Annotated in this window: 23 protein-coding genes and 1 tRNA gene; 3 read left to right on the top strand and 21 right to left on the bottom strand. The window is 52.2% G+C overall.

Annotated elements, in window-relative coordinates:
• Positions 1–44 precede the first annotated feature (44 nt).
• From ACFPYJ_RS14640 to ACFPYJ_RS14665, 6 genes are read right to left on the bottom strand one after another with little or no spacing between them, the layout of a single operon-like run.
• The gene (locus ACFPYJ_RS14640; RefSeq protein ID WP_379188899.1) at positions 45–758 is read right to left on the bottom strand and encodes a gamma-glutamyl-gamma-aminobutyrate hydrolase family protein; all 714 of its coding nucleotides are present in this window, start codon (positions 756–758) and stop codon (positions 45–47) included.
• A 34-nt stretch (positions 759–792) separates the two neighbouring features.
• Complete coding sequence (locus ACFPYJ_RS14645; protein ID WP_379188900.1) at positions 793–1680, bottom strand: alpha/beta fold hydrolase; 888 nt, start codon at positions 1678–1680, stop codon at positions 793–795.
• 31 nt (positions 1681–1711) lie between these two features.
• Complete coding sequence (locus tag ACFPYJ_RS14650) at positions 1712–2668, bottom strand: ABC transporter ATP-binding protein (protein ID WP_379188901.1); 957 nt, start codon at positions 2666–2668, stop codon at positions 1712–1714.
• An 18-nt stretch (positions 2669–2686) separates the two neighbouring features.
• On the bottom strand, positions 2687–3655 hold the full coding sequence (locus ACFPYJ_RS14655) for an ABC transporter ATP-binding protein (protein WP_379188902.1): 969 nt from the start codon (positions 3653–3655) through the stop codon (positions 2687–2689).
• A 24-nt stretch (positions 3656–3679) separates the two neighbouring features.
• Positions 3680–4471 (bottom strand): putative hydro-lyase, encoded by a 792-nt coding sequence (locus ACFPYJ_RS14660; protein WP_379188903.1) that lies wholly within the window; start codon positions 4469–4471, stop codon positions 3680–3682.
• Complete coding sequence (locus ACFPYJ_RS14665) at positions 4419–5351, bottom strand: DUF4392 domain-containing protein (protein WP_379188904.1); 933 nt, start codon at positions 5349–5351, stop codon at positions 4419–4421. The genes ACFPYJ_RS14660 and ACFPYJ_RS14665 overlap by 53 nt, the downstream gene beginning before the upstream one ends.
• 89 nt (positions 5352–5440) lie before the next feature.
• Between ACFPYJ_RS14665 and ACFPYJ_RS14670 the strand changes: the two genes are divergently transcribed.
• Positions 5441–6340 (top strand): LysR family transcriptional regulator, encoded by a 900-nt coding sequence (locus ACFPYJ_RS14670; protein ID WP_379188905.1) that lies wholly within the window; start codon positions 5441–5443, stop codon positions 6338–6340.
• 1 nt (position 6341) lies between these two features.
• Here the strand turns inward: ACFPYJ_RS14670 and ACFPYJ_RS14675 are convergent, their stop codons facing one another.
• The 10 genes from ACFPYJ_RS14675 to ACFPYJ_RS14720 all read right to left on the bottom strand — a co-directional run bounded on the left by ACFPYJ_RS14675 (position 6342) and on the right by ACFPYJ_RS14720 (position 17706).
• Positions 6342–7148 carry an ABC transporter permease gene (locus ACFPYJ_RS14675; protein ID WP_465263358.1) on the bottom strand — a complete coding sequence of 269 codons (807 nt, stop codon included), beginning with the start codon at positions 7146–7148 and terminating at the stop codon, positions 6342–6344.
• 100 nt (positions 7149–7248) lie between these two features.
• Positions 7249–8187 (bottom strand): nickel ABC transporter permease, encoded by a 939-nt coding sequence (gene nikB / locus ACFPYJ_RS14680; protein ID WP_379188907.1) that lies wholly within the window; start codon positions 8185–8187, stop codon positions 7249–7251.
• Positions 8187–9848, bottom strand: coding sequence for an ABC transporter substrate-binding protein (locus ACFPYJ_RS14685; protein ID WP_379188908.1), 1662 nt, complete (start codon positions 9846–9848; stop codon positions 8187–8189). Before ACFPYJ_RS14685 ends, nikB begins: the two co-directional genes overlap by 1 nt.
• Positions 9849–10176: 328 nt before the next feature.
• Positions 10177–11415 (bottom strand): MFS transporter, encoded by a 1239-nt coding sequence (locus tag ACFPYJ_RS14690; protein WP_379188909.1) that lies wholly within the window; start codon positions 11413–11415, stop codon positions 10177–10179.
• A gap of 11 nt (positions 11416–11426) precedes the next feature.
• A complete protein-coding gene (locus ACFPYJ_RS14695; protein WP_379188910.1) occupies positions 11427–12440 on the bottom strand; it encodes an ABC transporter ATP-binding protein in 1014 nt (337 codons plus the stop codon).
• A 25-nt stretch (positions 12441–12465) separates the two neighbouring features.
• Positions 12466–13428: an ABC transporter ATP-binding protein gene (locus ACFPYJ_RS14700; protein ID WP_379188911.1), complete on the bottom strand. Its 963-nt coding sequence runs from the start codon at positions 13426–13428 to the stop codon at positions 12466–12468.
• 45 nt (positions 13429–13473) lie between these two features.
• Positions 13474–14214 (bottom strand): cysteine hydrolase family protein, encoded by a 741-nt coding sequence (locus ACFPYJ_RS14705; RefSeq protein ID WP_379188912.1) that lies wholly within the window; start codon positions 14212–14214, stop codon positions 13474–13476.
• 37 nt (positions 14215–14251) lie between these two features.
• The gene (locus ACFPYJ_RS14710) at positions 14252–15157 is read right to left on the bottom strand and encodes an ABC transporter permease (RefSeq protein WP_379188913.1); all 906 of its coding nucleotides are present in this window, start codon (positions 15155–15157) and stop codon (positions 14252–14254) included.
• Positions 15158–15176: 19 nt separating this feature from the next.
• Positions 15177–16121: an ABC transporter permease gene (locus tag ACFPYJ_RS14715; protein ID WP_379188914.1), complete on the bottom strand. Its 945-nt coding sequence runs from the start codon at positions 16119–16121 to the stop codon at positions 15177–15179.
• Between the two features lie 16 nt (positions 16122–16137).
• Positions 16138–17706 (bottom strand): ABC transporter substrate-binding protein, encoded by a 1569-nt coding sequence (locus ACFPYJ_RS14720; protein WP_379188915.1) that lies wholly within the window; start codon positions 17704–17706, stop codon positions 16138–16140.
• A gap of 339 nt (positions 17707–18045) precedes the next feature.
• On the opposite strand from ACFPYJ_RS14720, the gene ACFPYJ_RS14725 reads away from it, so the two are divergent.
• Positions 18046–19008 carry a LysR family transcriptional regulator gene (locus ACFPYJ_RS14725; protein ID WP_379188916.1) on the top strand — a complete coding sequence of 321 codons (963 nt, stop codon included), beginning with the start codon at positions 18046–18048 and terminating at the stop codon, positions 19006–19008.
• Positions 19009–19092: 84 nt separating this feature from the next.
• Here the strand turns inward: ACFPYJ_RS14725 and ACFPYJ_RS14730 are convergent.
• Both ACFPYJ_RS14730 and ACFPYJ_RS14735 read right to left on the bottom strand, forming a co-directional pair.
• Positions 19093–19167 (bottom strand) — tRNA-Thr (locus ACFPYJ_RS14730).
• A gap of 286 nt (positions 19168–19453) precedes the next feature.
• Positions 19454–19945, bottom strand: coding sequence for a hypothetical protein (locus ACFPYJ_RS14735; protein WP_379188917.1), 492 nt, complete (start codon positions 19943–19945; stop codon positions 19454–19456).
• A 253-nt stretch (positions 19946–20198) separates the two neighbouring features.
• Between ACFPYJ_RS14735 and ACFPYJ_RS14740 the strand changes: the two genes are divergently transcribed.
• Positions 20199–20486 carry a hypothetical protein gene (locus tag ACFPYJ_RS14740; protein ID WP_379188918.1) on the top strand — a complete coding sequence of 96 codons (288 nt, stop codon included), beginning with the start codon at positions 20199–20201 and terminating at the stop codon, positions 20484–20486.
• Between the two features lie 109 nt (positions 20487–20595).
• On the opposite strand, the gene ACFPYJ_RS14745 is transcribed toward ACFPYJ_RS14740, so the two are convergent.
• The 3 genes from ACFPYJ_RS14745 to ACFPYJ_RS14755 are packed head-to-tail and all read right to left on the bottom strand — an operon-like array spanning position 20596 to position 24173.
• Entirely contained in the window at positions 20596–21366 is a 771-nt protein-coding gene (locus ACFPYJ_RS14745; RefSeq protein ID WP_379188919.1) for an SDR family NAD(P)-dependent oxidoreductase, read from the bottom strand.
• 2 nt (positions 21367–21368) lie between these two features.
• On the bottom strand, positions 21369–23363 hold the full coding sequence (locus ACFPYJ_RS14750) for a YjhG/YagF family D-xylonate dehydratase (RefSeq protein WP_379188920.1): 1995 nt from the start codon (positions 23361–23363) through the stop codon (positions 21369–21371).
• A 27-nt stretch (positions 23364–23390) separates the two neighbouring features.
• Positions 23391–24173 (bottom strand): SDR family NAD(P)-dependent oxidoreductase, encoded by a 783-nt coding sequence (locus ACFPYJ_RS14755; RefSeq protein WP_379188921.1) that lies wholly within the window; start codon positions 24171–24173, stop codon positions 23391–23393.
• Positions 24174–24178: the final 5 nt, after the last annotated feature.

Below are 24178 nucleotides of genomic sequence, written 5' to 3' on the forward strand. Positions count from 1 at the left end.
CCTTATTTACGCACTAAATGAACCAATTTCTTATGAAATACCGTTTACCGGTATCGGCACGCTTCCACGAATGCTTGAAACAAGCGGTTCGAAGGTTCGTCAATATGAATCCGGTTTTCGGGATGCCACTGAACTCCGACCGCAAAACGGTGCGATTCACTCTCGAACGCTTCCGGTATACCGTCCGGGGCAACGGCCGTAATTTTGAAGCCTCTGCCGACAGCGCGGTTCGCCTGATGATGATAGCTGTTGATCAGACATTCTTCAGATTGTACGATCTCATGCAGCTTCGAGCCGCTTGCAACCTTGATCGTATGGCTTGCATGATACTGAGGCGCGTTTTGACTATGCTGAATCACATCCGTCACCTGCGTATAGATGTCCTGATACATCGTTCCCCCGGTCGCCACATTCAGAATTTGCGCTCCGCGGCAAATGCCGAAAACCGGTTTGTCCAAGGACAGCACGGAGAGGATTAAGCGGATTTCAAGCTCATCCCGCAGTGGATTGACCTTCCCCAGGCCTGGCAGAGGCTGTTCTCCGAAATAAAGCGGATTAATATCATTTCCTCCGGACAGCAAAAGGCCGTCTAGCCGCACCGCCAGTTCATCGATGGCGTCAAGCTGCGCCGTAATCGGGATTACAAGTGGTTGACCACCGCTTTCATATACCGCTTCGGTCACGTCCATCGGACAAATGACACCCTTCGTCGGATCGTCGCCATGCGGCGATCCTGTAATGCCTATTAACGGCCTCAAGCCCATCACCTCTTCATTGTCGGCGGCCACCGAATCATACAAGCAGACGTCTTTTTACGAAACCTTGTACCACTGTGTGAAAATGGTCATACTCGTCCTTGAGTACGCTGTGGCTGCTGTTTTGGAAAATGACCAGCTCGCTGCTTGGAATATTGTCCGCGATCACATAGGATTCTTCCACCGGTGTGATCCAATCATGAATGGCGCCGATGATAAGCGTCGGCACCGGGATTGCGGCCAGCTTGTCGACCACATCGTACTTCTTCAAAAATCCTCCAAAGCCTTCGTTAAGCGCTTCAAATGATCTTTGCTGCCTCATTTGGGCATTTACGGCTTTTTGCCGCTCCTCTTCGGAAGGGTTGGGGTTATAGGTATTGGAATAAAACGGACCCATTAATTCATAAAACCTCTTCAACTGCTCAAACGATTCGAATGCGCCGTTCCAGAGGATATCGCAAACGGCCTTCTGTTCAGGAGTGCCACTTTCTTCAACGATCCGCTTCGCTCCCTCAAGAAACCGGAAGCTTGGAGATGTCGTTACCAGCAGGAGCGCTTTCAAGTTGTCCGGATATTTGACCGCATAGCTCAGCGCTACCATACCGCCGTACGACTGGCCTAGGAGGACGATTTGTTTGAGCCCAAGAAATTGGCGCAATGCCTCCAGATCCTCCACGTTATTTTCAAGTGAATACGTGGATTGCGGCCCCCTGTCGGACAAACCGCTTCCCCGGTTATCGATATAGACAAGCTGCATATACTCCGAAATTGGGCTGAGTGCCGGTTTATATATGGTATGATCGCCGCCCGGCCCGCCGTGCAGTACGAAGCAAACCGGCTTTTCTCTCAGAAGCGGACCGTCCGGGACGAACCCTGCGCCTTCAACATCAAAAAATATTCGAGTTCCGTTAATATTCGCGTACATGTCTGATCACCTCATCGTTCACTATTGGTCCTCAATAAAGATGGCAAGCTACCAATCTTCCCTCCACCTTCTTGAGCGGGGGTATTTCGGTCATGCATATGTCCATGCAGGCGGGACAACGCGGATGAAACTTGCAGCCGGCTGGCGGATTGGAAGGCGAAGGCAGATCCCCCTTCAGGAGGATGACTTCCTTCTTCTCATCCGGGTCAAGCCGAGGTATAGCGGATAGTAGCGTCTGCGTATACGGATGCAGCGGCTTCCGAAAGAGCTCAGACTTATCGGAGAGCTCAACGATTCCTCCGAGATACATAACGCCGACTCTGTCCGAAATATGCTCGACAACGCCAAGGTCATGGGAGATGAAAATATAGGTCAGTCCGAACTGCTTCTGCAAATCCTGCAGCAAATTCAAAATTTGCGATTGAATGGAGACGTCAAGCGCCGATACCGGCTCGTCGGCGATAATGAGCTGCGGCCTGAGCATAAGCGCACGTGCAATGCCAATCCGCTGCCTTTGCCCGCCGGAAAACTGGTGGGGATAGCGGTCCAGATGACTGACGCTCAGCCCGACAACTTCAATCGTCTCTTCAATGAGCGGCTTCCTCTGCTTTGCTTCGATCCGGTGGGCAATTAACGGTTCTGCCAAAATCTGGCGGACCGTAAGCTTCGGATTCAAGGTGGCGGACGGGTCCTGGAACACCATTTGCAGGTGACGCCTCATGCCGCGCATTTCTTTCGCATCAAGCCGTGTAATGTCCCTGCCTTGAAACAGGATCTGTCCTTCAGTCGGCTCCAGCAGCCGGAGAATCGCCCGGCCAACCGTCGATTTTCCGCACCCCGATTCACCAACGATGCCAAGAGTCTCGCCTTGTTTAACCGACAGGTCAATGCCATCGACCGCTTTGACAGAACCGGACTGCAGAAGCAGCCCTTTTTTCTTCATAAAATATTTCTTTAATCCTTTCACTTCCAAAAGGGGTGTATCCATCTAATCCCTCCTCTATCCTCAATCCCCGCCGTACAGCCAGCATTTGCAATGATGTCCCTCTTCGATCCGTATGGATTCCGGGTTTTTCTCCAAACAAACGGTCATCGCCTTGTCACAGCGGGGAGCGAATCTGCAGCCTGTCGGCTGCTCCCCTGGAGCCGGAACGCTGCCGGGAATCGTATAAAGGCGGTCAAGCCCCCTCGATTTTTGAGGCGTTGATCGGATCAAACCGATCGTATACGGATGCTTCGGATTTCTCAACAAGGTCCGAACGTCGGCCGATTCGATCACTTCCCCGGCGTACATAACCATCACCCTGTCGCACATCTCGGCTACCACACCCAAATCATGCGTGATGAGAATCAGCGACATGCCCAGCTCGTTCCGCAGCGTTGAGAGCAGGTCCAGAATTTGTGCCTGGATCGTAACATCCAGAGCGGTCGTCGGTTCATCGGCGATCAGCAGCTGGGGCTTGCAAGCGATCGCTATAGCAATCATAATCCGCTGGCGCATGCCGCCCGAAAGCTGATGCGGATATTCGCGGCAAATTTCGTCCCCTCTCGGAATACCTACCTGCCTGAGCAGCTCCAGCACAGTCTCTTTCGCTTCCGATCGTTTTAAGCCTCTGTGGAGGACAAGCACCTCGGTAATTTGCTTTCCGATGGTGAGCACAGGATTAAGAGAAGTCATCGGCTCCTGGAAAATCATCGCCATTCGGTTGCCCCTGATTTTGCGAAGCTCCTTCTCGTTTAGGCCAACCAGGTTTTGCCCGTCCAGTTCAACCCGCCCGTCCGCAATTGTCCCGTTTTTCGCCAGAAGGCGCATGATGGAGAGAGAGGTCACACTCTTCCCGCAGCCGGATTCGCCGACAATACCAAGTGCTTCGCCTTTGCCCACCTGCAAATCGACATGGTCCACAACGGTCACACGACCCGATTCGCCAGTAAATTGCACGGTCAATCCCTCTACATTCAATACATGTGCCATACTGCCCCTCCCTTTTCGGATCTTTTAAAACAATGACAGCTGTTGATCTTTCACATCAGTAATGAACATATGTCCAGGCGCATGGGTTATCATAAAATCCGCTTCAGAAGCTGCCGCCACAGCCTGAGGTGTTACACCGCAAGCCCAGAACACGGGCACTTCTCCTTCGTACAGCGGGACCGCATCTCCATAATCGGGTTTGTCCAAATCGGTTATGCCGATCAGTGCGGGATTTCCAATATGAATGGGAGTCCCGTGAACCGATGGATAACGGGAGGTGACGGTAACCGCCTTAGCCACCTGCCTGGAGGGGATCGGCCTCATGCTGACGACCATCGGCCCCGAGAAACGACCAGCCGGGCGGCACGGAATATTCGTCTTGTACATCGGAACGTTGCGGTTCAACTCGATCTGCCTGACGGGGATGTCATTCTCAAGCAACGATTTTTCGAAAGTAAAGCTGCACCCGAGCAGGAAAGCGACTAAATCATCCTGCCAATAGGACGTTATGTCCTCCGTCTGCTCGATAAGCTTTCCATGACGGTAAAGGTTGTATTTCGGGATATCGGTACGAAGGTCCGCACCCGGCGCGGTCAGCATCGGAACAGGCGAGCCCGCCTCCGTGACGTCGAGCAGCGGGCAAGGCTTCGGATTCCTCGTGCAAAACAGCAGGAAATCGTAAGCTGCTTCCTTATTCAAAACGACAAGATTGGCCTGAGCGTAATCAATTGAAATACCTGTGGTCGGCGTTGTGTGCTTACGCTCACGAATCCGCATTCTCGCCTCTTCTGGCGGCAAATGCCGCAAATCTCTCATTGTTCTCACTCCTTTCGGCCTCGGCAAGATCATATAGATGGCGGAGTTCGTTTACGACCTGCATCTGTTTGGAGATCGGCAGCCCGTCAACGGACATGGAAGCCGTCAGCGTTCTACCGTCCACAGCCCCCGCCTGAATAATGGCCTCAAGCATCGTTTTCTCCTGCTCCGCCTCGTGAAGCAGCTGTATTCTGGCGATACAGCTTAAAGCCGCAACGAGCCCGTAAGCCCCCCAATTCGAGATGCCGGCCACGATCAGGTAATCCGCCGGCGTGATGCAGCAAATCCGGTTGTACACGTCATCCCCGCATAGTGTGGAATACAGCTTTCCCATACCGAGCTCGTTGCCGCCGTCGCCTATCCCTATAGTTACAATCCCTCTATCCCGGGCCAGCAAGAACAGGGAATCGAATCTCGCGGTCGAATGGGTCAAATCACTTCCGAGCATGCTGTAATAGTTGCCGTCGACAGCGGCTCCCATCTGTTCGACCGCGATAAGATGCGTAAGATCGGCGTCAGCCAGCAGTTTTGGAAATATGTTGGACTCTTCGCCCTTCCCGATCGCCGTCACTTTTCCGGACAAACCCGCCTCTTGTGACGCGCGAGCCAATATAGCACAGTTGAACGGGCTTGTGAGCAAAGTTACCACGGCGCCGAGTTTCTCCAACGCACGAGCTAAAAATACGGTACCGAGCGGACCGTCTGTTTCACCGGACCCGCTTTTTTCAATATAAAAGCCTGAGACGATCAGCACGTGCCTGGCTTTCAGAAGCGAAATAGACGCGCCCTTCAATTGGCCGCCTAGGGCAAAAGTCGTCAGTCCCCTTCCGCCCGCATCGTCCCAAATCAAATTTTCTATTTGTTCGAATACGGATTCCATGCGTCCCTACACTCCCTAAAGCAATATCACGACATTTATGAGTTATGTTATAATGGAGTAAATAAAGTTCACATTCAGGAGCAAATCTCATGAATATCGATAATATTGAAGCTTTTGTTTACATTTTTCACCTTGGAAGCTTTAAAAAGGCAGCGGATGCGCTGTTTCTGACCCAACCGTCCGTTACAGCAAGAATTCAAACAATTGAGCGCGAAATGAACGCCAAATTGTTTTTCCGGGAAGGCAAGCAAATTACACTCACCGAGAAAGGAAAACTATTTCTCCCCTATGCCGAGAATATTCTCCAGTCCTATCAAGAGGCCAAGCACAACATGCTGAATCAGCCCAAGAGAAAAAGCGAGCTGAACATTGCCTGTTCACTGTCGGTTTCCACTTACATCATTCCTGAAATTCTAACTGCTTTCCGTGCCAAATTTCCGGATGTAATGATAAAAATATCCACCGGGCATTCGAATGACGTGCTGGAAAAAGTCATTAACAAGCAAGTAGACTTTGGAATTGCACGCTCGGTTTCCCATTCCAATATCGAATCGTCTCCCTTTTTTACGGATCCGATTCACTTGGTTGTGCCTCCCGGCCATCCATTTGCGGTCAATCCATCCAGTGTGACGATCGAAGAAGTCAGCCGCGAGCCGCTCATTTTTTTCGATCACGGATCGATTGACTGGATGATGATTCACGGGCTTTTCGAGTCGAAAAAGTTATCCCCGAACGTTGTTCTGGAGGTTGACAGCATGGAAGCTGCCAAGCAGATGGTCATAAAAGGAATCGGCATCAGCTTTCTTCCAGAGATGTGTGTACGGACCGAATTGGAAGAAGCGCAGTTATGCCAGATTACTATTTCTACTTCGGTCGAGCTTGAGCGTAAAATTGAATGCCTCTTTTTAAAGCAAAGCAAACGTCCTCCGTTTTTGAGCTTTTTTACGCATTTTATCCAAAGCCAGTCCAACCGGTTGAACAAGAATTAAGCTAATTCAGCGATTTCGGGTCCAAAATATCGCGAACCGCGTCTCCCAGCATATTTACGGCAAATACTACGGCTGTGACGGCAAGTCCAGGAAAGGTGGCCAGCCACCACGCATCGCGAATATATTCCTTGCCTTCACTCAGCATCGTCCCCCATTCCGGTGTCGGCGGCTGCGCACCCAGCCCGATAAATCCGAGCGCGGCGGTATCCAATATGGCGATCCCGATTAATAACGTCGTATACACGAGAAGTGTACTCATGATGTTTGGCATAATTTGATTCCACAAAATCCAGCCGTTCGAGCTGCCAAGCGCACGGCTTGCTTCCACATAACCGGACGATTTAATAGAGAGCGTTGCTCCTCTGGCCACCCTTGCAAAGGACGGGATCGATGAGATCCCGATTGCAATCATGGCATTTGCAAGGCTTGGCCCCAGGATGGCCACAATGGCCATCGCCATAATAATGCTGGGCAGCGCCAGTAAAATATCCATGATCCGCATCAGGATATTATCCAATACGCCGCCAATGAATGCGCTGGCGACGCCGATCAGCGTGCCGAGAACAAAAGTTATGGAAACGGCTATCACACCAACGATCAAAGTGATTCTCGTTCCGTAAAGCATGCGGGAAAACACATCCCGCCCCATGGCATCTGTGCCAAGCAGATGGTCGGCCGAGGGTCCCTGCAGCAAAGCATCATAATGCGGCTTCGTGGGATCATCCTGCGCGATCAAAGGACCGATGATGCCGATCACAATGATGATTAGCAAAAAAGCCAGACTGAATTTTGCTTTCGTATTGCGCATAACTTTCCTTACAACACCGTTTTTTTTCACGCTGCCAGCCTGCGGCCGCAAGCCTTCCACAACACCTTGTGAAGATGATTGAACCATTTGATTCGCCACGCTACGCCCCCTCCTGTTGACTGTCAAATTTGATCCGCGGATCGATCAGACTGTACAGGAGATCGACCAAAATATTGACCACCACAAATATGAAGCCAATAAACAGGATAATGCCTTGTATGAGCGGGAAATCCCTCGAGGCAATCGCGCTGATCGCCAGCGTTCCAAGCCCGGGCCAGTTGAATACCTGCTCAATGATTACTGTTCCGCCGAGCAGTGACGCCACCTGCAAGCCCACAATCGTAACTACGGGAATCATTGCATTGCGGAAAGCGTGGCCGAACAATACGGCTATTTCGCCCAAGCCTTTGGCTCGTGCGGTTCTTATAAAGTCAAGGGAAAGCACTTCAATCATCCCTGAGCGCGTCAGCCTGCTGATGACAGTCGATGCCAGAACGCCCAATGTGATCGCCGGCAGAACCAAATCGATCAGCCCCGTTCCGCCCGCAACAGGGAACCAGCCAAGATGCACGGCAAAAACCATGATCAGGATGAGCCCAAGCCAAAAGCTGGGTACGGAAACGCCAAAAGTCGTCAGGCTCATGGCAGTAAAGTCCAGAATGGAGTCCTTAAACCTGGCGGCCAATATCCCTATCGTCACACCGACCACAATCGCAATGGCCATTCCAGCGGACGCAAGCTTTACCGTTTCGGGAAATCTGTCGATAATTTCAATCAACACGGGACGTCCGGTTTTTAAAGAGTTGCCTAAATCCCCATGGAAGATGCCGCCCAAGTAATGACCGTACTGAACCCAAAGCGGCTTATTAAGCCCCAATTGATTCCTTAATTGTTCAACTTGTTCGACAGAAGCGTTCTCTCCGAGCATAATTCGGATCGGGTCGCCGGGAATCAGGTGGATCAAAAGAAACGAGAATACGGAAATACCAAACAGCACAATCAAACCGTAACCCATCCGTTTGAAAATAAACGGCCACATTATTGATTCACCCAAGCATCATAATATTGAAGACCCAAACCTCGCAGCGGATGGACGATCAAGCCTTGAACGCGCTTGTTCACAACACTGAACTGCTTCTCGGTGTAAAGCGGTACCCACCACGCCTGCTCGACCACATATTTTTGAATATCGGCATACACTTGCTTCCTGGCATCGCTGTCGACTGTGGTACGTCCTTTCACGAGTAGATCGTCAAGCTTCTGATCCTTGATGTAACTGAAGTTGAGGCCGCCTGTCTGACTGGAGTGCAAGAACAGGTACAGGACATCCGGATCGTTATACGTGTAGCCCATCAGAGTCAGATCGAAATTGCCTTTTGTGGCTGTATCGACCAGCGTTCCCCATTCCAGGTTCGTAATTTTGATTTCGATGCCGATCTCCTTGCACATCGCCTGAATGACCTGCGCCGCCTGGTCCCATACGCCGGTCATACTTAACAGCTCGAACGTGAGCGCCTTGCCGTCCTTTTCCCGCATGCCCTCGGAATTGAGCGTCCAGCCGGCCTGCTCCAGCTCCGATTTGGCTGCCTCAATGTCGTACTTATAGCCGTAATCCTCCACCGCTTTGTCGTAGCCAAAGTAGTTCGGCGGCAGCGGGCCGTATGCGGGAACGCCTTCGCCCTGAATAACGGCCTTCATCAGGTCATCCTTATTGATAACCATGTTGAGGGCCTTCCGGACATGAATGTCCTGCATCGCGGGCTTACGCGTATTCGTCATCAGGAATAGTCCAAGTCCGTTGCGAAGCATTTCCTTCACTTCAAAATCGGGATTATTTGTATACTTCTGTATGTCTTTTGCCGTAACCCCAGTGGCGATATCGATTGAGCCGCTGTCCAAAGCCGCCAATCGGGTCTGATTCTCCGAGATAAATTTATATACAAGCTTGTCCGGTCTGGGAGCCCCCTGATTCTGGTAAAAGGGCTCCGGCCACTTGAATGCGTCATTGCGTGCGAGAGTGATCGACTGACCGGTTACCCAGCTCTCAAACTTCCAAGGACCGACGCCGACCGGGTTGCGGCCGTATTGGTTGCCCGCCTTGTTAATCGCTTCCAGCGACAGCGGCTGCATAAACCCGGGGTCGCTTAAATATTGCAAGAGCGGAGCAAACGGTTCCTTCAACTGCAAAACCAAGGTTGTGGCGTCCGGCGCGGAGACCGATTGAACCTCCGCCAGATTGCTGCCTGCCACCTGTGCATTGGTTGCCGGGTCAAGCGCCCGTTTTACGGTGTCTACATAGGACTGAGCAGTAAAAGAAGTTCCGTCATGAAAAGTAACACCGGACCGGATTTTGAAGGTCCACGTTTTTCCGTCTTCCGAAACCTGCCAGCTTTCCGCGAGACTTGGCTCAAACTTCAGCGTTTGCGGATCCTGCGATACGAGACCCATGCCGAAATTACTGGATATAATGTCCGCCACAGCCAAGCCGGTTTTTTGAACATCGAGCTGATCCGGCTCCTCGGACAGGCCGACAGTGATCGTTCCACCCGTTTTGGGCTCGCCAATTGCCGCCGCCTGCTGATTCGCAGGCTTTTCAGCGGACACCGGTGCTTTGCTTGCCTCGTTTTTCGTGCAGCCGACAAGAAATAATGATACTGCCATTCCGACCATCAGACTTTTTGTCCATCCCTTTGTGAGCAAATGCTTGTCCTCCTCTATTGTATGTAAGGATTCCTAACATTTAAAATCGTATCACACTATCAATAGATAAAATTAAAAACATTTCTATACGCAATTAGAGATTTTCAATAGGTTCGCGTCATAATAGATAACATTTTGAAACAATTACTGAATAGGTTGAGGGTTGAGCAATGGGTAAAATCCCCAATCAAGTTAAAAATCCCCGTCAGCCACAAGGCTTAGCGGGGATTAATTAATTTCAGAACAGTTTAACTTCTTTAATAATAACTTGAGTGTTTGTTTCGACCTGCTGCCGAATCCGGCTCTACAACAATCCTACATTCTAGTGTCAGGTATGTTGGGTCTTGGAGACTGGATCATTGTGAGGCATAACGCTGACAGACGCTGTTTCCGGCCTTTTCGTTTCGGTCAGGCGATGGGCCAGCATGGCAGAGCCTGCCAGGAGTACCCCGGTGGCGGCAAAGATCATATGGGTCGTGAATGCCGCCCCGATCGCTCCGCCAACGCCCGGCCCGATCATATTGCCGACTTGGGAAGCCGTATTATTAAGCCCGAACGCTCTTCCCCGGAAATCGCTTGGGGTATTGCGGACCAGCATGCCGTTCAACGCAGGAATGACCGCACAGAAGAACGCGCCGTACACAAAGCGGACAATAGCAAAGCCCCAAATATTATGAAAAGCCATCTGAGAAAAATTCCCTGCTGCTCCTCCTACCAGACCGATGACCAAAACATGGCGAAAGCCGACTTTATCCGCCAATCGTCCCCAGAACGGTGCAAAAATAATGCCTGCAATGCCTACGAGGGAAAATACGAAACCCGCAAGCAGTGAGGCATCTCCAGCATCCCCGCCGATTTGCACCACATACAGGCTGATTACCGGCTCGATGGTCATCACCGAAATCGACACAAAGACAGTCAAGATGAGAATCATGGAGAAGGAACGGTTGGACGCTGCGATTTTGAAAGCTTCAAACACAGAGCTGCGCCCTTTGGACTCCCCGATTTTCTCCTCCTTGACCAGAAAGATAACCAGCAGCGTGGATAACAGAATGAGAACTCCGGCGCTCACGAAAGCCGCCCGGTTGTTGAACAGATGTGCGATCCCGCCGCCCAGCAGGGGCCCCATGATACGTCCCGATGCCGTTGCAGTCGATATGGTAGTCAGCGCAAAGCCGACCTTGTTATCTGGCGTGTTGGTGCCGACAAGAGCGATAACGGCAGGAATATATCCGGCCAGCAGGCCGTGAAGGATCCTCAGAGCCAGCAGCTCGTATGGATTGGTTACCATTGCCGTTAGGGTGAACACGATGAACAGAACAATGCCCGCCCGGATAATCATTTTCTTTCGGCCGAATTTGTCAGCCAGTGAACCGAGATACGGAGATGACAGGGAAGAAGCCAGGAAGGTCGAGCTGAACAACAGTCCCGCCCACATCTCCGTATTGTCCTGCACGCCGATATCGATCAGAAACAACGGCAGGAACGGGATCACCATCGTCAGGCTTGCTGATGCGACAAAGGTGCCAAACCATAAAACCCAAAGATTTTTCTGCCAAATTTCCATAGCTCGCTTCCTTAATATAAATGACATGCAACAAATTGTTCCGGCACAATTTCCAGCAATTCGGGACGCGCCTCCCGGCAAATATTCATCGCCTTCGGACAACGGGTATGGAAAGCGCAGCCCGAGGGCGGATTAGAAGGATTCGGAACCTCTCCCGCAAGCACGATGCGTTCGCGCTTCACCTTGCGGCTTGCTTCCGGCGCTGCAGAAAGCAGTGATTGCGTGTAGGGGTGGAGGGGAGCGCCGTAAAGTTTGGATTTCGGCGCGATTTCCACCATTCTGCCCAGATACATGACCCCTACCTTATTGCTTACATGCTTGACGACGGATAGATTATGAGAAATAAACAGATAAGACAGACCAAATTGCCGCCTTAGATCGTCGAGAAGATTAATGATTTGCGCCTGAATGGACACATCGAGCGCAGATACGGCTTCGTCCAATACCATTAATTTGGGATTGAGGCCAAGGGCGCGGGCAATGGCAATTCGCTGACGCTGGCCGCCTGAGAACTCATGAGGATGCTTGAATGCGGCTTCCTGAGGCAGTCCGACCACTCTCAGCAGATAGGCGACCCGCTCCCCGACTTCTTTCTGCGTCATTCTTGTATTCACAATCATCGGCTCCGCGACGATTGCACCGACGGTCATTCTCGGGTTCAGCGAGGAAAAGGGGTCCTGAAAAACCATCTGGAAATTTTGCCGCAGCCGGCGGAGCTGATCGCCCTTGATATTCGTAATATCATGCCCGTCGAATACAATCGAGCCCTCCGTCGGTTCATACAGCCGCATAATAACGCGGCCGGTCGTTGACTTCCCGCAGCCGGATTCGCCGACAAGCCCCAGCGTATCGCCCTTCTTGATGGAGAACGAAACATTATCGACCGCTTTGACTTCACCTATCCTGCGCTGCAAAATACCGCCGGTGATCGGGAAATACATCTTCACATTGCGGACTTCCAGCAAATTACCGCTGCCGCCGACAGTCCCTCCGGCATCTGTTACGGTCTGCTCTGCAAGTGTCATTGCGCAGCCACCTTCCATTCAAGTTCTAGATCAGAGAGCAGCGGACATAATGTCCGGGACTTATCTCACGCAGCTCCGGCATACTTGTATGACAGCCTGAGATTGCCTTAGAGCAGCGTTCCGCAAATCTGCAGCCCGGCGGAAAACTGGCGGCGCTTGGCACCGTTCCGGGAATGGCTGTCAGCCGCTCGTTTTCTTCCGTCATCGAAGGAACCGAACCCATTAGAGCCAATGTATAGGGATGAAGCGGCTTGTCGAACACGATATCGGCGGAACCCGATTCGACAATCTGACCGGCATACATAACCGCCATATCATCAGCCATCTCAGCCACAACCCCGAGATCATGGGTGATAAATATGATCGCCGTTCCCGTCCGGTCCTTCAGATTGCGCATCAGGTCAAGCACCTGCGCCTGAATGGTGACGTCCAGAGCGGTTGTCGGCTCGTCGGCGATAAGCAATTTCGGCTCGCAAGCCATCATCATGGCAATCATGACCCGCTGGCGCATCCCTCCCGATAATTGATGAGGGTATGAATGTACGATCATTTCCGGCTGCGGGATGCCGACACTGCGAAGCTGGGAAACAGCTTTGGCGTGAGCCTCCCGTCTGGATAGCTCGCGGTGCCGCATCAGTACCTCGATAATCTGCTCCCCGATTTTAAACAGCGGATTAAGCGCGCTCATCGGTTCCTGGAAGATCATGGCGATCTTGTTGCCCCGCAAATCCGACAGCCGGGTTTCGCTCAAGCCCACCAGATCTTCGCCGTCGAACAGCACCTCGCCGTCCACAATCTGCCCGTGAGGACCCGGCACCAGACCCATCAGTGACAGGGAGGTCATGCTTTTTCCACTGCCGGACTCGCCGACGATGCACAAGACTTTTCCACTCTCGACTTCAAAATCGACGCCGTCTACTGCTTTAACCACCCTGTCAGAAGTGGTGAACCACGTTCTCAGGTTGCTGACCTTAAGCAGGGTTTCCATTAGCGTGCCACCGCCTTTACCTGGGATAATTCGATGATAACAGGGTTACACAAAGCTGGCCGCAGCAGCTGTCAAGCTGGTGGAGAGTGCGGTAAACGCCTTCGATCTCATGTTGTGCAGGGAGCCTTCCAGCACATTCGCCGGAGATGTGGTGGCTGTACAGTCCATCAGCAGCACATTGTCATAGCCGAGATAAGCGGCGTCATGTACCGAATCCATTACGCATTGATCCGTATTGACTCCCGCGAAAAACAGCGTAGTGATACCGTTCGAACGCAGGATCGGGTCAAGCGTGGTTCCCGGAAAACCGCTGATCCGGTATTTATCAACCCAATAATCATCCGCTTCTCGCAGCTCTTCCAGCTCGCCCGTCAACGCAGCCGACCAGGAGTCCTTGATCAGCGTCGGCCCAAGGTCAGCCGGCAATGGCTGGCCGATACCCGGCCGACCGTTGCGCTGCCACCCGTACAGCAGACTAGGCGGCAAATTGGCCGTGTCGGGCCGGTGCCCCCAATTGACCCATATAACCCGCATCCCCAGCTGCCGGCTGCTCTTTATGGCCGAAGAGATGGCGGGAACCAGCTTTAACGCACCTTCCGGGCGTTCCAGCAGGGGAGAACAGAAATAATTTTGCATATCGATAATAATAAAAGCCGATCGATCGGGATCGAACTTCAATGTCCGATTCTCATTCATTTCAATGGTGACGGCTTTGGCCGCCCCCCTGCTGACATCAAAGTCATCGCCTTCTACAATCCAATAGTTTGATCCGTTTCCAAATTTCATGGTTAACCCTCCATTAATATAAAATTGAGTTCTTATTCTAGCCCGACTTGACTTTGGAATGGGGATCGAACTCGTCCCGGATGCCTTCTCCAAGCAGGGTGAAAGCAAGCACCAACAGGAAGATGGCAAGGCCGGGCGCGAAGGAGATCCAGGGCGCCATCGTAAGGAATGTCGTACCGCTTTGGAGCATTTCTCCCCAGCTGGGGAATGGCGGCGGTGTGCCCAGTCCCAGATAGGAGAGGCTGGCCACTACCATAATCGCATGCCCCATATTCAGATTGCAGGCCACCGTAAGCGATGTGGATGCATTGGGCAGGATATGGCGCAGCAGAATCCGCCAGGTACGCACGCCGTGGCTTCGAGCCGCATGTACGAATTCCCGATCCCGGATGCTTAGCACCTGTCCCCTCGTTATACGAATAAATTGCGGCGCCATAATAACAGCTACAGCCAGAGAAGCGTTAATGAAAGACGGACCCATAATAAAAGTAAGCGCCATGGTGAGAACCAGACCCGGGAAAGCCAGCCACGTATCAACTACACGCATCATTATTTCATCGGTCCAGCCGCCGTAAAATCCGGATATTAATCCGAGTGGAACTCCGATCACAAAAGCCAGCGCAACAATAAGCAATCCCGAAGCGAGCGACTCCCTTGCTCCCCAGACGACCCGGCTGAACACATCGCGTCCTAAATTATCGGTACCCAGCAGATGGGACAGGCTCGGCGGCTTTAGAGCCACGGTATAATCGGTGGCAAAAGGCGAATACGGGACGAAGGTCGGCAGAATCAGAGCCACGACAGCAAAGCCGAGCACCATCAAAAGCCCGGACATGATCAGTCCGTTTTTTCGGATTTTGGCCAGCAGCTTGCGTGCCCGGTTCTTGGGCTTGACCTGAAGATGGCCAAGCTCGATCTCCCTTCTTGTCAGATCCATAGACATAGTTGCTGCTCCCCTTTCCTCAGGAATATCGGATTCTTGGGTCCAAGAATGCGTAAATGACATCGACCAGCAGATTCGTAAACAGAATGGTTCCTCCCATAAACAGGACAGTGCCGTTAACGACTGGATAATCTCTTTGCACAATCGCATTCAGCACAAGCTGGCCCATTCCGGGCAAGGAGAAGATGGATTCGATCAGAACGGCCCCTCCCAGCAGACCTCCCATCTGCAGCCCGATTACTGTAATAACCGGCAGAATCGCATTGCGCAGCCCATGCCGCAGGAGCACCGCTTTTTCGCGCATCCCTTTGGCGCGGGCAACCTGAATGTAGACCTGACTGAGCACCTCGAGCATTTCACCCCGCAGCATCCTCGATTCCATAGCGGCGAGAGGAAGTGACAGGGCCATGACCGGCATAACCAGGTGATACAAATTGGATCCGACACCCTCCGACAGTGGAACCCATCCGAGCGCCGGGAACCAGCGGACAGTGACGGATAACAGGAAGACCAGAATGAGCGATACCCAGAAGGTAGGCACCGCGGCTCCGGCGAGTGCGATCAGACGCCCGGTATGATCGATCCAGGAATTCGGGCGTCTGGCCGCCAAAATGCCGAGAGGCAGCGAAATGGCCAGTGACAGCAGAATGGCCAAGACGGAAATCTCCAGGGTCACGGGGAGCCGGGTAATGATCAGCTCTATAACCGGCTGGCTGCCATACAGTGAATTGCCGAAATTGCCGCGCAGCGTATCCGACAGGTAGTCAAAGAATTGAACCGACAACGGCTGGTCCAGACCAAGCTTCGCTTCCAGCAGCTTCACAGCTTCCGGACTTGCCTCCTCTCCCAGAATGGTATGCGCGGGGTTTCCCGGCACAAGATGGATCAGGCTGAAGGTAAAAATAATCAGGAGCAAGGATACCGGGATAAACCACAGAAGCCGACGTCCCACATAACTGGTCATTCATGCGTCCCTCCCTTTATTTGCTGACGGTAGTCTTATGCAGCCGCAGCAGCTGGTCCGGGTAAACCTCGAAGCCCTGCACCTTGTCCGTCCAGACATCCACTACCGGCTGATAACCGGTGAACACGCCCGGTACCTCCTCCAGAAGAATGGAAGAAACCTGGGAATAAATCTTCTTGCGTTCCTCGGTTGAGCTGGATTCACGCGCCTGCTGCATCAGTTTGTCTACCTCGAGATTGCTGTATTTGCCGTAATTGAAAGGAGCATCCGTGACAATAAACGCATAGCTGTTCTGATCGGGATCGATCATTCCGCTCCAGCCGCCGCCAGTTGTCTGCCAGTCGCCGCTGTTTCGCTTTTCGGTTATGGCGGTGGAGTCCAGCGCTTCGATATTCATCTTGATTCCGGCCTTGGCCAATTGACTCTGGAAAAGCTGACTGAGCTGCAGCGTCTGCGGATCGTTGGCGCTAAGCAGGGTAAATGTGAAGCCATCAGGATTGCCGGCCTTCACCAGCTCTTCCTTGGCCAATTCCAAAGAATAATCAATTTTTATACTTGGATCGTTGGCAAAGCCGGCCGGGGAGAAAAAGGAATAACCCGGTACGAACTTGCCAAAATAAATCAGCTGGTTGATTTCGTCCCTGTTGATGGCATAATTGACCGCCCTGCGATTGTTGACGTTATCGAACGGAGGCTTTTGCAAATTGAACGACAGTCTGGAATAACCAAAGGAGGTGAGCGTTCCGAGCTTGAGGTTCGGCGTATTTTCCACCTTGGGTATGTCCTGGAACGGGATAGAATCAACCAGATCAACCTGTCCCGCGAGCAGTGCGTTCAATTTCTGCGATTGATTGACGATCGGCATAAATTCGACTTCATCCAGCTTTGGCTGATCCTTTTCCCAATAGTCGGGATTTTTACGAATGGTTAAATGATCATTTTTATTCCATTCAACGAATTGGAACGGTCCCGTTCCTACCGGATTCATCTCGTATTGATCGCCGTATTTCTTCCTCGCTGTAGGAGATGCGATCAAGCCGGTTCGCCCCGTAATCGTGGCAATAAAGGGTGTGAAAGGCGTTTTTAGTTTGACCACAAGCGTATAAGGGTCCGGTGAAGACAACTCCTGTACCAACACGAGATCGGAACTGCGCGGCGAGGCGTTGGCCGGGTCCATAATCCAGTTCCAGTTATCGATAACGGCTTGTGCATTAAAATCGGTGCCATCATGAAATTTGACGCCTTCCCTCAATTTAAAGGTATAGGTCTTGCCGTCATCGCTGATTGTCCATTCCGTGCTCAGACCGGGAAGGAATTTCCCGTCGGGGGTCAGCTTAACCATCGGATCGTAAATATTGTTGTACAGCTCTTCATCGATAAGTCTGGTGGATCTCGCAGGATCCAGTGTGCCGAAGTCGGTGATGATCCCGACCTTCAGTACTCCGCCCACTGCTTCCGCGGAGGTTTCCTGCACGTTTGCCGCGGGGGCGGTTTCGTCGCCGCAACCGCTGAGCAAGAGTGTTATCATGACAGCTAACGCAACTGAAATTAAGACCCTTTTATTCGGATACTCTCTCAATTTCATACAGTCCTCCTCTTAATAGAAATCTTACTTGTAACCGTGAACTGTTCTTTTCATTCCAACTGATTTCACCGGCCTCGCAGCAAGTTGAAAACTTATTCTGAATACTCTGAAATCAAAATCCGCTGCATTCCGTCGTCGTCCCCCTCGCACACTATATGCGTCATATAATATTACATATTTATGGCATTTCTGTGATGGTAGATTTATAATAAGTCCGTTTACTTGACTCGTAAATAACGTAATCTGAATGTACAGATTGATTATTTGGATGTAACCGCATTATTTGGAATTTGAATGTCATGTATAATAACATTAAATACTCGATGAAGGGGTGAGAAAATGACATTTGAGCAAATCACAACGTTTTTGGCTATCTATCATCTGGGGAGCTACAAGAAAGCTGCCGAGCAACTTTATTTGCCACAGCCAACCGTCTCAAACCGGATTAAGCAGCTTGAGCAGGATCTAAACAAACTGCTCTTTGTCCGCAGCAAAACCGGCATCCAATTGACCGAGGAGGGATTCGCCTTTCTTCCGTTTGCCAGGCGGGCTGTGAACTCAATTGAGGAGGGCCGGCGTGCAATCGACCAACTCGGGCTGGGGCTTACCGGCAAGCTGTCGATCGGCTGTAACAATTCATTTGCAGGTACGCTGCTGCCTTGGATACTGAAAGAATTCAAAGACCATTATCCGGAAGTTTCCGTATGTATTCTCGGCTATTCTTCACGGGAACAAATACGCAAAATAACCGACAACGAGTTTCGGCTCAGCATCAGCCGTTATGCATTGAACGTTCCTACTTTTACGTTCAAGAACATTTATCAGGAGGACGTCCACTTGATTGTCTCCCGGAATCATCCATTGGCCGCATACCGGTTCATCACGATGGAGGAGGTCGCCGAAACTCCCCTTATCACTTATCATTCAGACACGCTGTATAGAAGAATGATGGAGTTGACCTTCGGGAATCTGAACCTGCGCCATGAGATCAAATACGAGAGCAACAATTTATCGCTCATCAAGCATTGGATCATGGAGGGAGACGGAGCCTTTCTGTCCGGGGCGCTTATTTTCCGCGACGAATTGATCAGCCGCGAAATGGCGGCTATTCCAATCAAGTGCAACCCCTTCCCGCACGAAAATGTGTTTCTGATGTATAAAAAAGGGAACTTGAACAGCCTGGATCAGTTGTTTATCCAACATACGACAAGGCTGATGCAGCGCGAAACCGCAGCGGGGGCGTTAACCTATCTGGAGGGGGCGCAGCTCGATAATCCAGTCAGACGGATATCGACCGATTAGTCAACCAAGTGCCGAAAGCTGGTCAGAAACAGCAAAAAAGCGCGGCTTCCTGATTCGGAAAACCGCGCCTTTCATGGCTTTGTATGGTGCTGATGAAGGGAATTGAACCCCCGGCCTACGCATTACGAGTGCGTTGCTCTACCCCTGAGCTACATCAGCATATTCCGCGTCCCTTGTGACGCGATTTTTATAATATAACGCAAGAACAAATTAGTCAAGCCTTTTGAACCCTGCCAAGAGGGTAAATATGACCTTTTTTACAACGGCAGCTTGCGATTCCGAAATGGGGTTAAATCAACGCTTCGGCTTAAGAATTTCACTTCCACTAACCTGGCCTTTCGCTCAATAGGCTGCCGGATGCCGGCAGCCTGTTGATTGTTGTGCTATAGTGATCAGTTTCCCATGTTTCTTGGATTCTGCCACCCCTTTCGACAAACCGCTAAAATTACTTTTTATACAGTACGTCAACCTTCGCTTTCATTGACGAAATTGTCGTTTTTTTATATTGCAGCCCAAGCCGCAGCACTTTGATTTGCTGACTGTGGGTCAGCTGCTTGAAGCGGGGTTCCTGTTTCATAAAGGTGCGGATGATGGACCAGCTGCTGATTGCCAACCGGTCTGATTTGATGTACGGGATATCAGAGGGCGGTTTTCTTTTGTGAAATAGACTCATAAACGCGGCAGCACTGGAAGAAGCTTTGCTCTGGTCCACCAGGCATGGGGCGGTCTTTTTTTTTGTATACTTCTTGATATATTCATATTGGTTGGCACCGCTTACGATAATGTAGCCGCCTTCTTTCCTGCTTTTACGAACGACGAGCACCTGCATGCAATCCTGTGCCACTTTGCGAAGGTCCTTGATCCGCTGTGAAATCTGGACGGAAATTCCGGGTTTGATCTTGCTAAGCGGGATATACTGCACCGTATACCTCAACATTCATCCCCTCCATCTCTACACTTTGAACGGCATTTCTGCTTCCTGTTTCTCGATCTCGTTGCAGTTTATGCCATGCACCCACAATCCGTGCAGTCAGGAGGGAATTCTGCCGGTTTAGATTTTACCACGCAGAAGCACCGGAGTTTTTACAAGATTCCATAAAAAAGGTGTCGTTGACCTAGTACAACCTGTTGTCCGGCGCCATAAGATATGGTACATAACAAAAGATCCTTCTGCGAGGAGGTGATACAAGATGACATTGATGCTCACAGGTTGGATGCTCTACTCGCTCTGGATCGTGCTTGGTTTAATGGCTCTTGACTTCCTGCTCGGCCTCTATCGTTCGCTGCGCGTTGGCGATTTCTCCCCCTCTTTGATCCTGGATTATTTACAAGGCATGCTGTACTATGTCCTCCCACTGCTCCTGCTCGCCAACATCTCTACCCTCGATTCGACAGGCTGGTTGGTGGTGATCGGCTATTACGTCGGTGCGCTTGGAATTGCACTCAAATATTTGCTCGCTATGAAAAGCAAACTGTAACCGCATACACGATTGCCCTGGAGAAAATTCCCGGGCTTTTTTGTTTTGATTCAAAGGAACATGTTTCTGCTTGGAGCAGCTGTCATCGTTTACCCCGACAATCCCCGAACTACATGTTAAGCCCGCCAGCAATGGAAAGCTCCGTTCCCGTTACCTGATTGGCTTCGTCCGACAGCAGGTAGACGACCCCATATGCCATATCCTCCGCAGTCTGCATGCGTCCGCTCGGAATAATGCCAGCCGCCTTTTCACGCAATTGATCAGCGGGCAAGCCCATTTTCCCGTACAGTTCCACTTCCCCTTCGGATGCCACCCAGCCGACGGTTACCCAGTTCGAGCGTATGCCTTCCTTGGCATAGTTGACCGCAATATGCCGGTTCAGCGTCAGCATAGCACCTTTCGAGCAGGAGTATGCTGCAAGATCCTTGGAGCCTTTATAGCCGTTAGTGGATCCAATCTGAACGATGGAGCCGCCGCCGGTCTGCAGCATCGCCTGCATGGCGTATTTCGAGCAGAAGAATGCTCCTTTGATATTGACATCGAAGATGAAGTCGAACAGCTCCTCCGTAGTATCGAGCATACTGCCTCTGGGAAAGACCCCCGCGTTATTAACAAGGCCGTCGATTCGTCCGAAATGCGCGACCGACTCCTCGATCAATTCACGGCAATCCGTCTCAATGCTGATATCCTTCCGAATGAACAGCGCTTCCGCTCCGGTGTTTTCCTCAATCTGCCGGACCACATGGCTCCCGTCCTGCTCGTTCCTGCCACTTACAATAATTTTCGCGCCTTCGGCCGCGCACATAAGGGCGATGCCTTTACCGATCCCTTTTGTCCCGCCGGTCACTACGATCACTTTGCCATCCAAACGTTTACTCATAATTACCCTCCCGGCTCCTGCTTGGTACTTGCCAACGATTCCATACCCGCTTGAAGCGTTTCGATGATCCGGTCGACGTCATAAATGCTTCCCCTCCACGTACCGCCGCTTGCCGCCTGAAGCGCGGCCCACAGCCTGGTGTCGCCTGGCAATGCCGGATCTGCGGCCAAGTCCTGGTGCAGAGGGCGGGCGGCCAATATTGCCGCGCCGGTCTCCGGACTAAAGCGTTCTTCACCTTGACCGATAAAATGAATGCTGCCGTCCAGCGTATTGCGGTCAACCAAAACATCGATCCAATCGCCGTTCTGCACTTTACCGATCGGACCGCCGGCCAATGCCTCCGGACCGATATGACCGATACAGGCGCCGGTCGACACGCCCGAAAAGCGGGCATCTGTGAGCAGCGTCACATGCTTGCCGAAAGGCAGATGCTTTAAAGCGGAGGTCAACTGATAGGTTTCCTCCATCCCCGTTCCTGACGGACCTCTGCCGATCAGCACAAGAATATCGCCTTCCTTAATATGGCCGTCTTTGATTGCCTTGACCGCCTCTTTCTCGGTTGTGAACACCTTGGCCTGCCCAATATGGCGGTAGACACCGTCTTCTCCGACAACTTCGGGATCGATAGCAGTCGATTTGATGACGGATCCTTCCGGGGCCAGATTGCCAGTCGGAAAAGCTACCGTGGATGTTAATCCTCTGGCGGACGCTCGTTCCGGGCTCATAATGACCTGATCTGGATCAATGCCGTCGATGGCCAGCAATCGTTTGCGGATTTCGTGCCGCCGCTCGGAATCCTCCCACCAATCCAAGAGATCCGACAGAGATTCGCCCGCGACGGTTTTCACCTTAAGATTGAGCAGACCGAGCCTGCGCAGATGAAGCATGACCTCTGGTACGCCGCCCGCCATAAACACGCGGACCGTAGGATGATATTCCGGTCCGTTCGGCAGCACACTGACAAGCCGCGGAACCGCCTTGTTCACACGGGTCCAATCCGCCACGTCGGGGATGCGGCAGGAGGCCGCATAGGCAATAGCGGGGATATGCAGAAGCAAATTAGTTGAACCTCCGAATGCCGCATGCACCGCCATGGCATTCTCAATGGCAGCGTCTGTCAAGATATCCCGCATAGCCATCCCGTTTGCATCCATCCATTGAACCGCCCTCGCCGATTGCCTGGCGATGTCGCGCCAGATCGGCTGGCCGGAAGGAGCAAGTGCCGAATGCGGCAGTGACATGCCGAGTGCCTCGGCGACAACCTGGGCCGATGCCGCCGTCCCAAGAAACTGGCAGCCGCCTCCTGGCGTCGCGCATACTCGGCAGCCCAAATCGGCCGCTTCGTCAAGCGTAATTTGCCCTTGCGCGAAACGCGCACCGATTGTCTGGATCTTGGCCGCATCTTCACCGACGGTCGGAGGAAGCGTGACGCCTCCCGGCACAATGATCGCGGGTAAATCATGCATGGCCGCGAGGGCAATCATCATGGCGGGCAGCCCTTTGTCGCAGGTGCCCACCCCGATGACGCCGCTTCGCGTCGGCAGCGACCTGATCAGTCGCCTGAACACGATCGCCGCATCGTTTCGGTAGGGCAGAGAGTCGAACATCCCGGTCGTCCCTTGTGAACGGCCGTCGCACGGATCGCTGACAAAGGCGGCGAACGGTACGCCGCCGAGCCCGCTCACCTCAAGCGCCGCCTCCTTCACGAGAAGACCTACTTCCCAGTGGCCGGTATGATAGCCCAGTGCGATCGGCGTTCCGTCTTCGCCGCGGACACCGCCCTGCGTGCTGAGAATAAGAATCTGTTTGCCTAGAAGCCGTTCCGGCTTCCAACCCATGCCGACATTCTGGCTCATGCCGAATAAATCCCCGCTCGGGAGATTCATCAGCATTTCGGCTGTCAGCGGCAGCTTACCCTCCGGACCGGCTGCGTGGGTAAAAATATCATAACGGTCCGGATCCTCCGGCCCCATGATGAAACGTATGGCCTCGTTCATCGTTCTACCTCGCCCTCAGGATGTTTCTTATTTCCAGCATACAATCGTTTCGCCTGTTAAAGCGTCCGAAGCGGAGCCGCACAGGAACAGGACGATGCCTGACATATCTTCAGGCTGAGCTATGCGCTGCAGACGGGATCTCCCTTCTTCGCTCCGAACGGTCCGCGTTGCAAGAAATCTGCCGGTATAGGTCGGAGCCGGCGATATGCAGTTAACGTTCACATCATACGGACGCAGCTGTTCCGCAAGACTTCTCGTGTAAGAAGAAATTCCAGTCTTAGCAGCGGCATAGATCAGCCCGGTTGTCACCGGCACATGACCTGCAATCGAACCTACATTAACGATCTTGCCGGTTTTGCGCTCCCTCATATGTAAACCCGCAAATTTGCAGGCGTACATGGTGGACAGCAGATTCCGTTCGACAACCGAACGTATATCGTCTATGGAAATATCGAGGGCATCGTTCGGTTCCGGGCGCGGCGTGTTGAAGCCGATATCCCCGCCGGCATTATTGACGAGAATATCCATAGAGCCCAGCTCGCTGATCGCGCCTTTTACGAGCCTCTCCACCTGGGCCGGATCAGCCAGATCAGCCGCAATGAATGCCGATTTGACGCCAAGCTGTCTGATCTCCTCGGCAACCGCATGACCGGAAGGCGCTTCGTTAAACTCGGCTGCCGAACTATCCCGGATGTCATGAATGATCACGTTGGCGCCGGCGCGAGCCAGGTCCAGAGCGTATTGCTTGCCAAGTCCCCGGCTAGAACCGGTAACCAGCGCATTTTTCCCTTGCAATCCCGTCGTATGCAATGCTA

The organism is Paenibacillus solisilvae (assembly GCF_042656405.1).
GTDB classification, from domain to species: domain Bacteria; phylum Bacillota; class Bacilli; order Paenibacillales; family Paenibacillaceae; genus Paenibacillus_Z; species Paenibacillus_Z solisilvae.

Bases quoted from the DNA above. Each gene is read 5' to 3' on its own strand.
- ACFPYJ_RS14645 (WP_379188900.1), bottom strand. From the start codon at position 1,680: ATGTACGCGAATATTAACGGAACTCGAATATTTTTTGATGTTGAAGGC.
- ACFPYJ_RS14650 (WP_379188901.1), bottom strand. From the start codon at position 2,668: ATGGATACACCCCTTTTGGAAGTGAAAGGATTAAAGAAATATTTTATG.
- ACFPYJ_RS14655 (WP_379188902.1), bottom strand. From the start codon at position 3,655: ATGGCACATGTATTGAATGTAGAGGGATTGACCGTGCAATTTACTGGC.
- ACFPYJ_RS14660 (WP_379188903.1), bottom strand. From the start codon at position 4,471: ATGAGAGATTTGCGGCATTTGCCGCCAGAAGAGGCGAGAATGCGGATT.
- ACFPYJ_RS14665 (WP_379188904.1), bottom strand. From the start codon at position 5,351: ATGGAATCCGTATTCGAACAAATAGAAAATTTGATTTGGGACGATGCG.
- ACFPYJ_RS14670 (WP_379188905.1), top strand. From the start codon at position 5,441: ATGAATATCGATAATATTGAAGCTTTTGTTTACATTTTTCACCTTGGA.
- ACFPYJ_RS14675 (WP_465263358.1), bottom strand. From the start codon at position 7,148: ATGCGCAATACGAAAGCAAAATTCAGTCTGGCTTTTTTGCTAATCATC.
- nikB (WP_379188907.1), bottom strand. From the start codon at position 8,187: ATGTGGCCGTTTATTTTCAAACGGATGGGTTACGGTTTGATTGTGCTG.
- ACFPYJ_RS14690 (WP_379188909.1), bottom strand. From the start codon at position 11,415: ATGGAAATTTGGCAGAAAAATCTTTGGGTTTTATGGTTTGGCACCTTT.
- ACFPYJ_RS14695 (WP_379188910.1), bottom strand. From the start codon at position 12,440: ATGACACTTGCAGAGCAGACCGTAACAGATGCCGGAGGGACTGTCGGC.
- ACFPYJ_RS14700 (WP_379188911.1), bottom strand. From the start codon at position 13,428: ATGGAAACCCTGCTTAAGGTCAGCAACCTGAGAACGTGGTTCACCACT.
- ACFPYJ_RS14705 (WP_379188912.1), bottom strand. From the start codon at position 14,214: ATGAAATTTGGAAACGGATCAAACTATTGGATTGTAGAAGGCGATGAC.
- ACFPYJ_RS14710 (WP_379188913.1), bottom strand. From the start codon at position 15,157: ATGTCTATGGATCTGACAAGAAGGGAGATCGAGCTTGGCCATCTTCAG.
- ACFPYJ_RS14715 (WP_379188914.1), bottom strand. From the start codon at position 16,121: ATGACCAGTTATGTGGGACGTCGGCTTCTGTGGTTTATCCCGGTATCC.
- ACFPYJ_RS14720 (WP_379188915.1), bottom strand. From the start codon at position 17,706: ATGAAATTGAGAGAGTATCCGAATAAAAGGGTCTTAATTTCAGTTGCG.
- ACFPYJ_RS14725 (WP_379188916.1), top strand. From the start codon at position 18,046: ATGACATTTGAGCAAATCACAACGTTTTTGGCTATCTATCATCTGGGG.
- ACFPYJ_RS14735 (WP_379188917.1), bottom strand. From the start codon at position 19,945: ATGTTGAGGTATACGGTGCAGTATATCCCGCTTAGCAAGATCAAACCC.
- ACFPYJ_RS14740 (WP_379188918.1), top strand. From the start codon at position 20,199: ATGACATTGATGCTCACAGGTTGGATGCTCTACTCGCTCTGGATCGTG.
- ACFPYJ_RS14745 (WP_379188919.1), bottom strand. From the start codon at position 21,366: ATGAGTAAACGTTTGGATGGCAAAGTGATCGTAGTGACCGGCGGGACA.
- ACFPYJ_RS14750 (WP_379188920.1), bottom strand. From the start codon at position 23,363: ATGAACGAGGCCATACGTTTCATCATGGGGCCGGAGGATCCGGACCGT.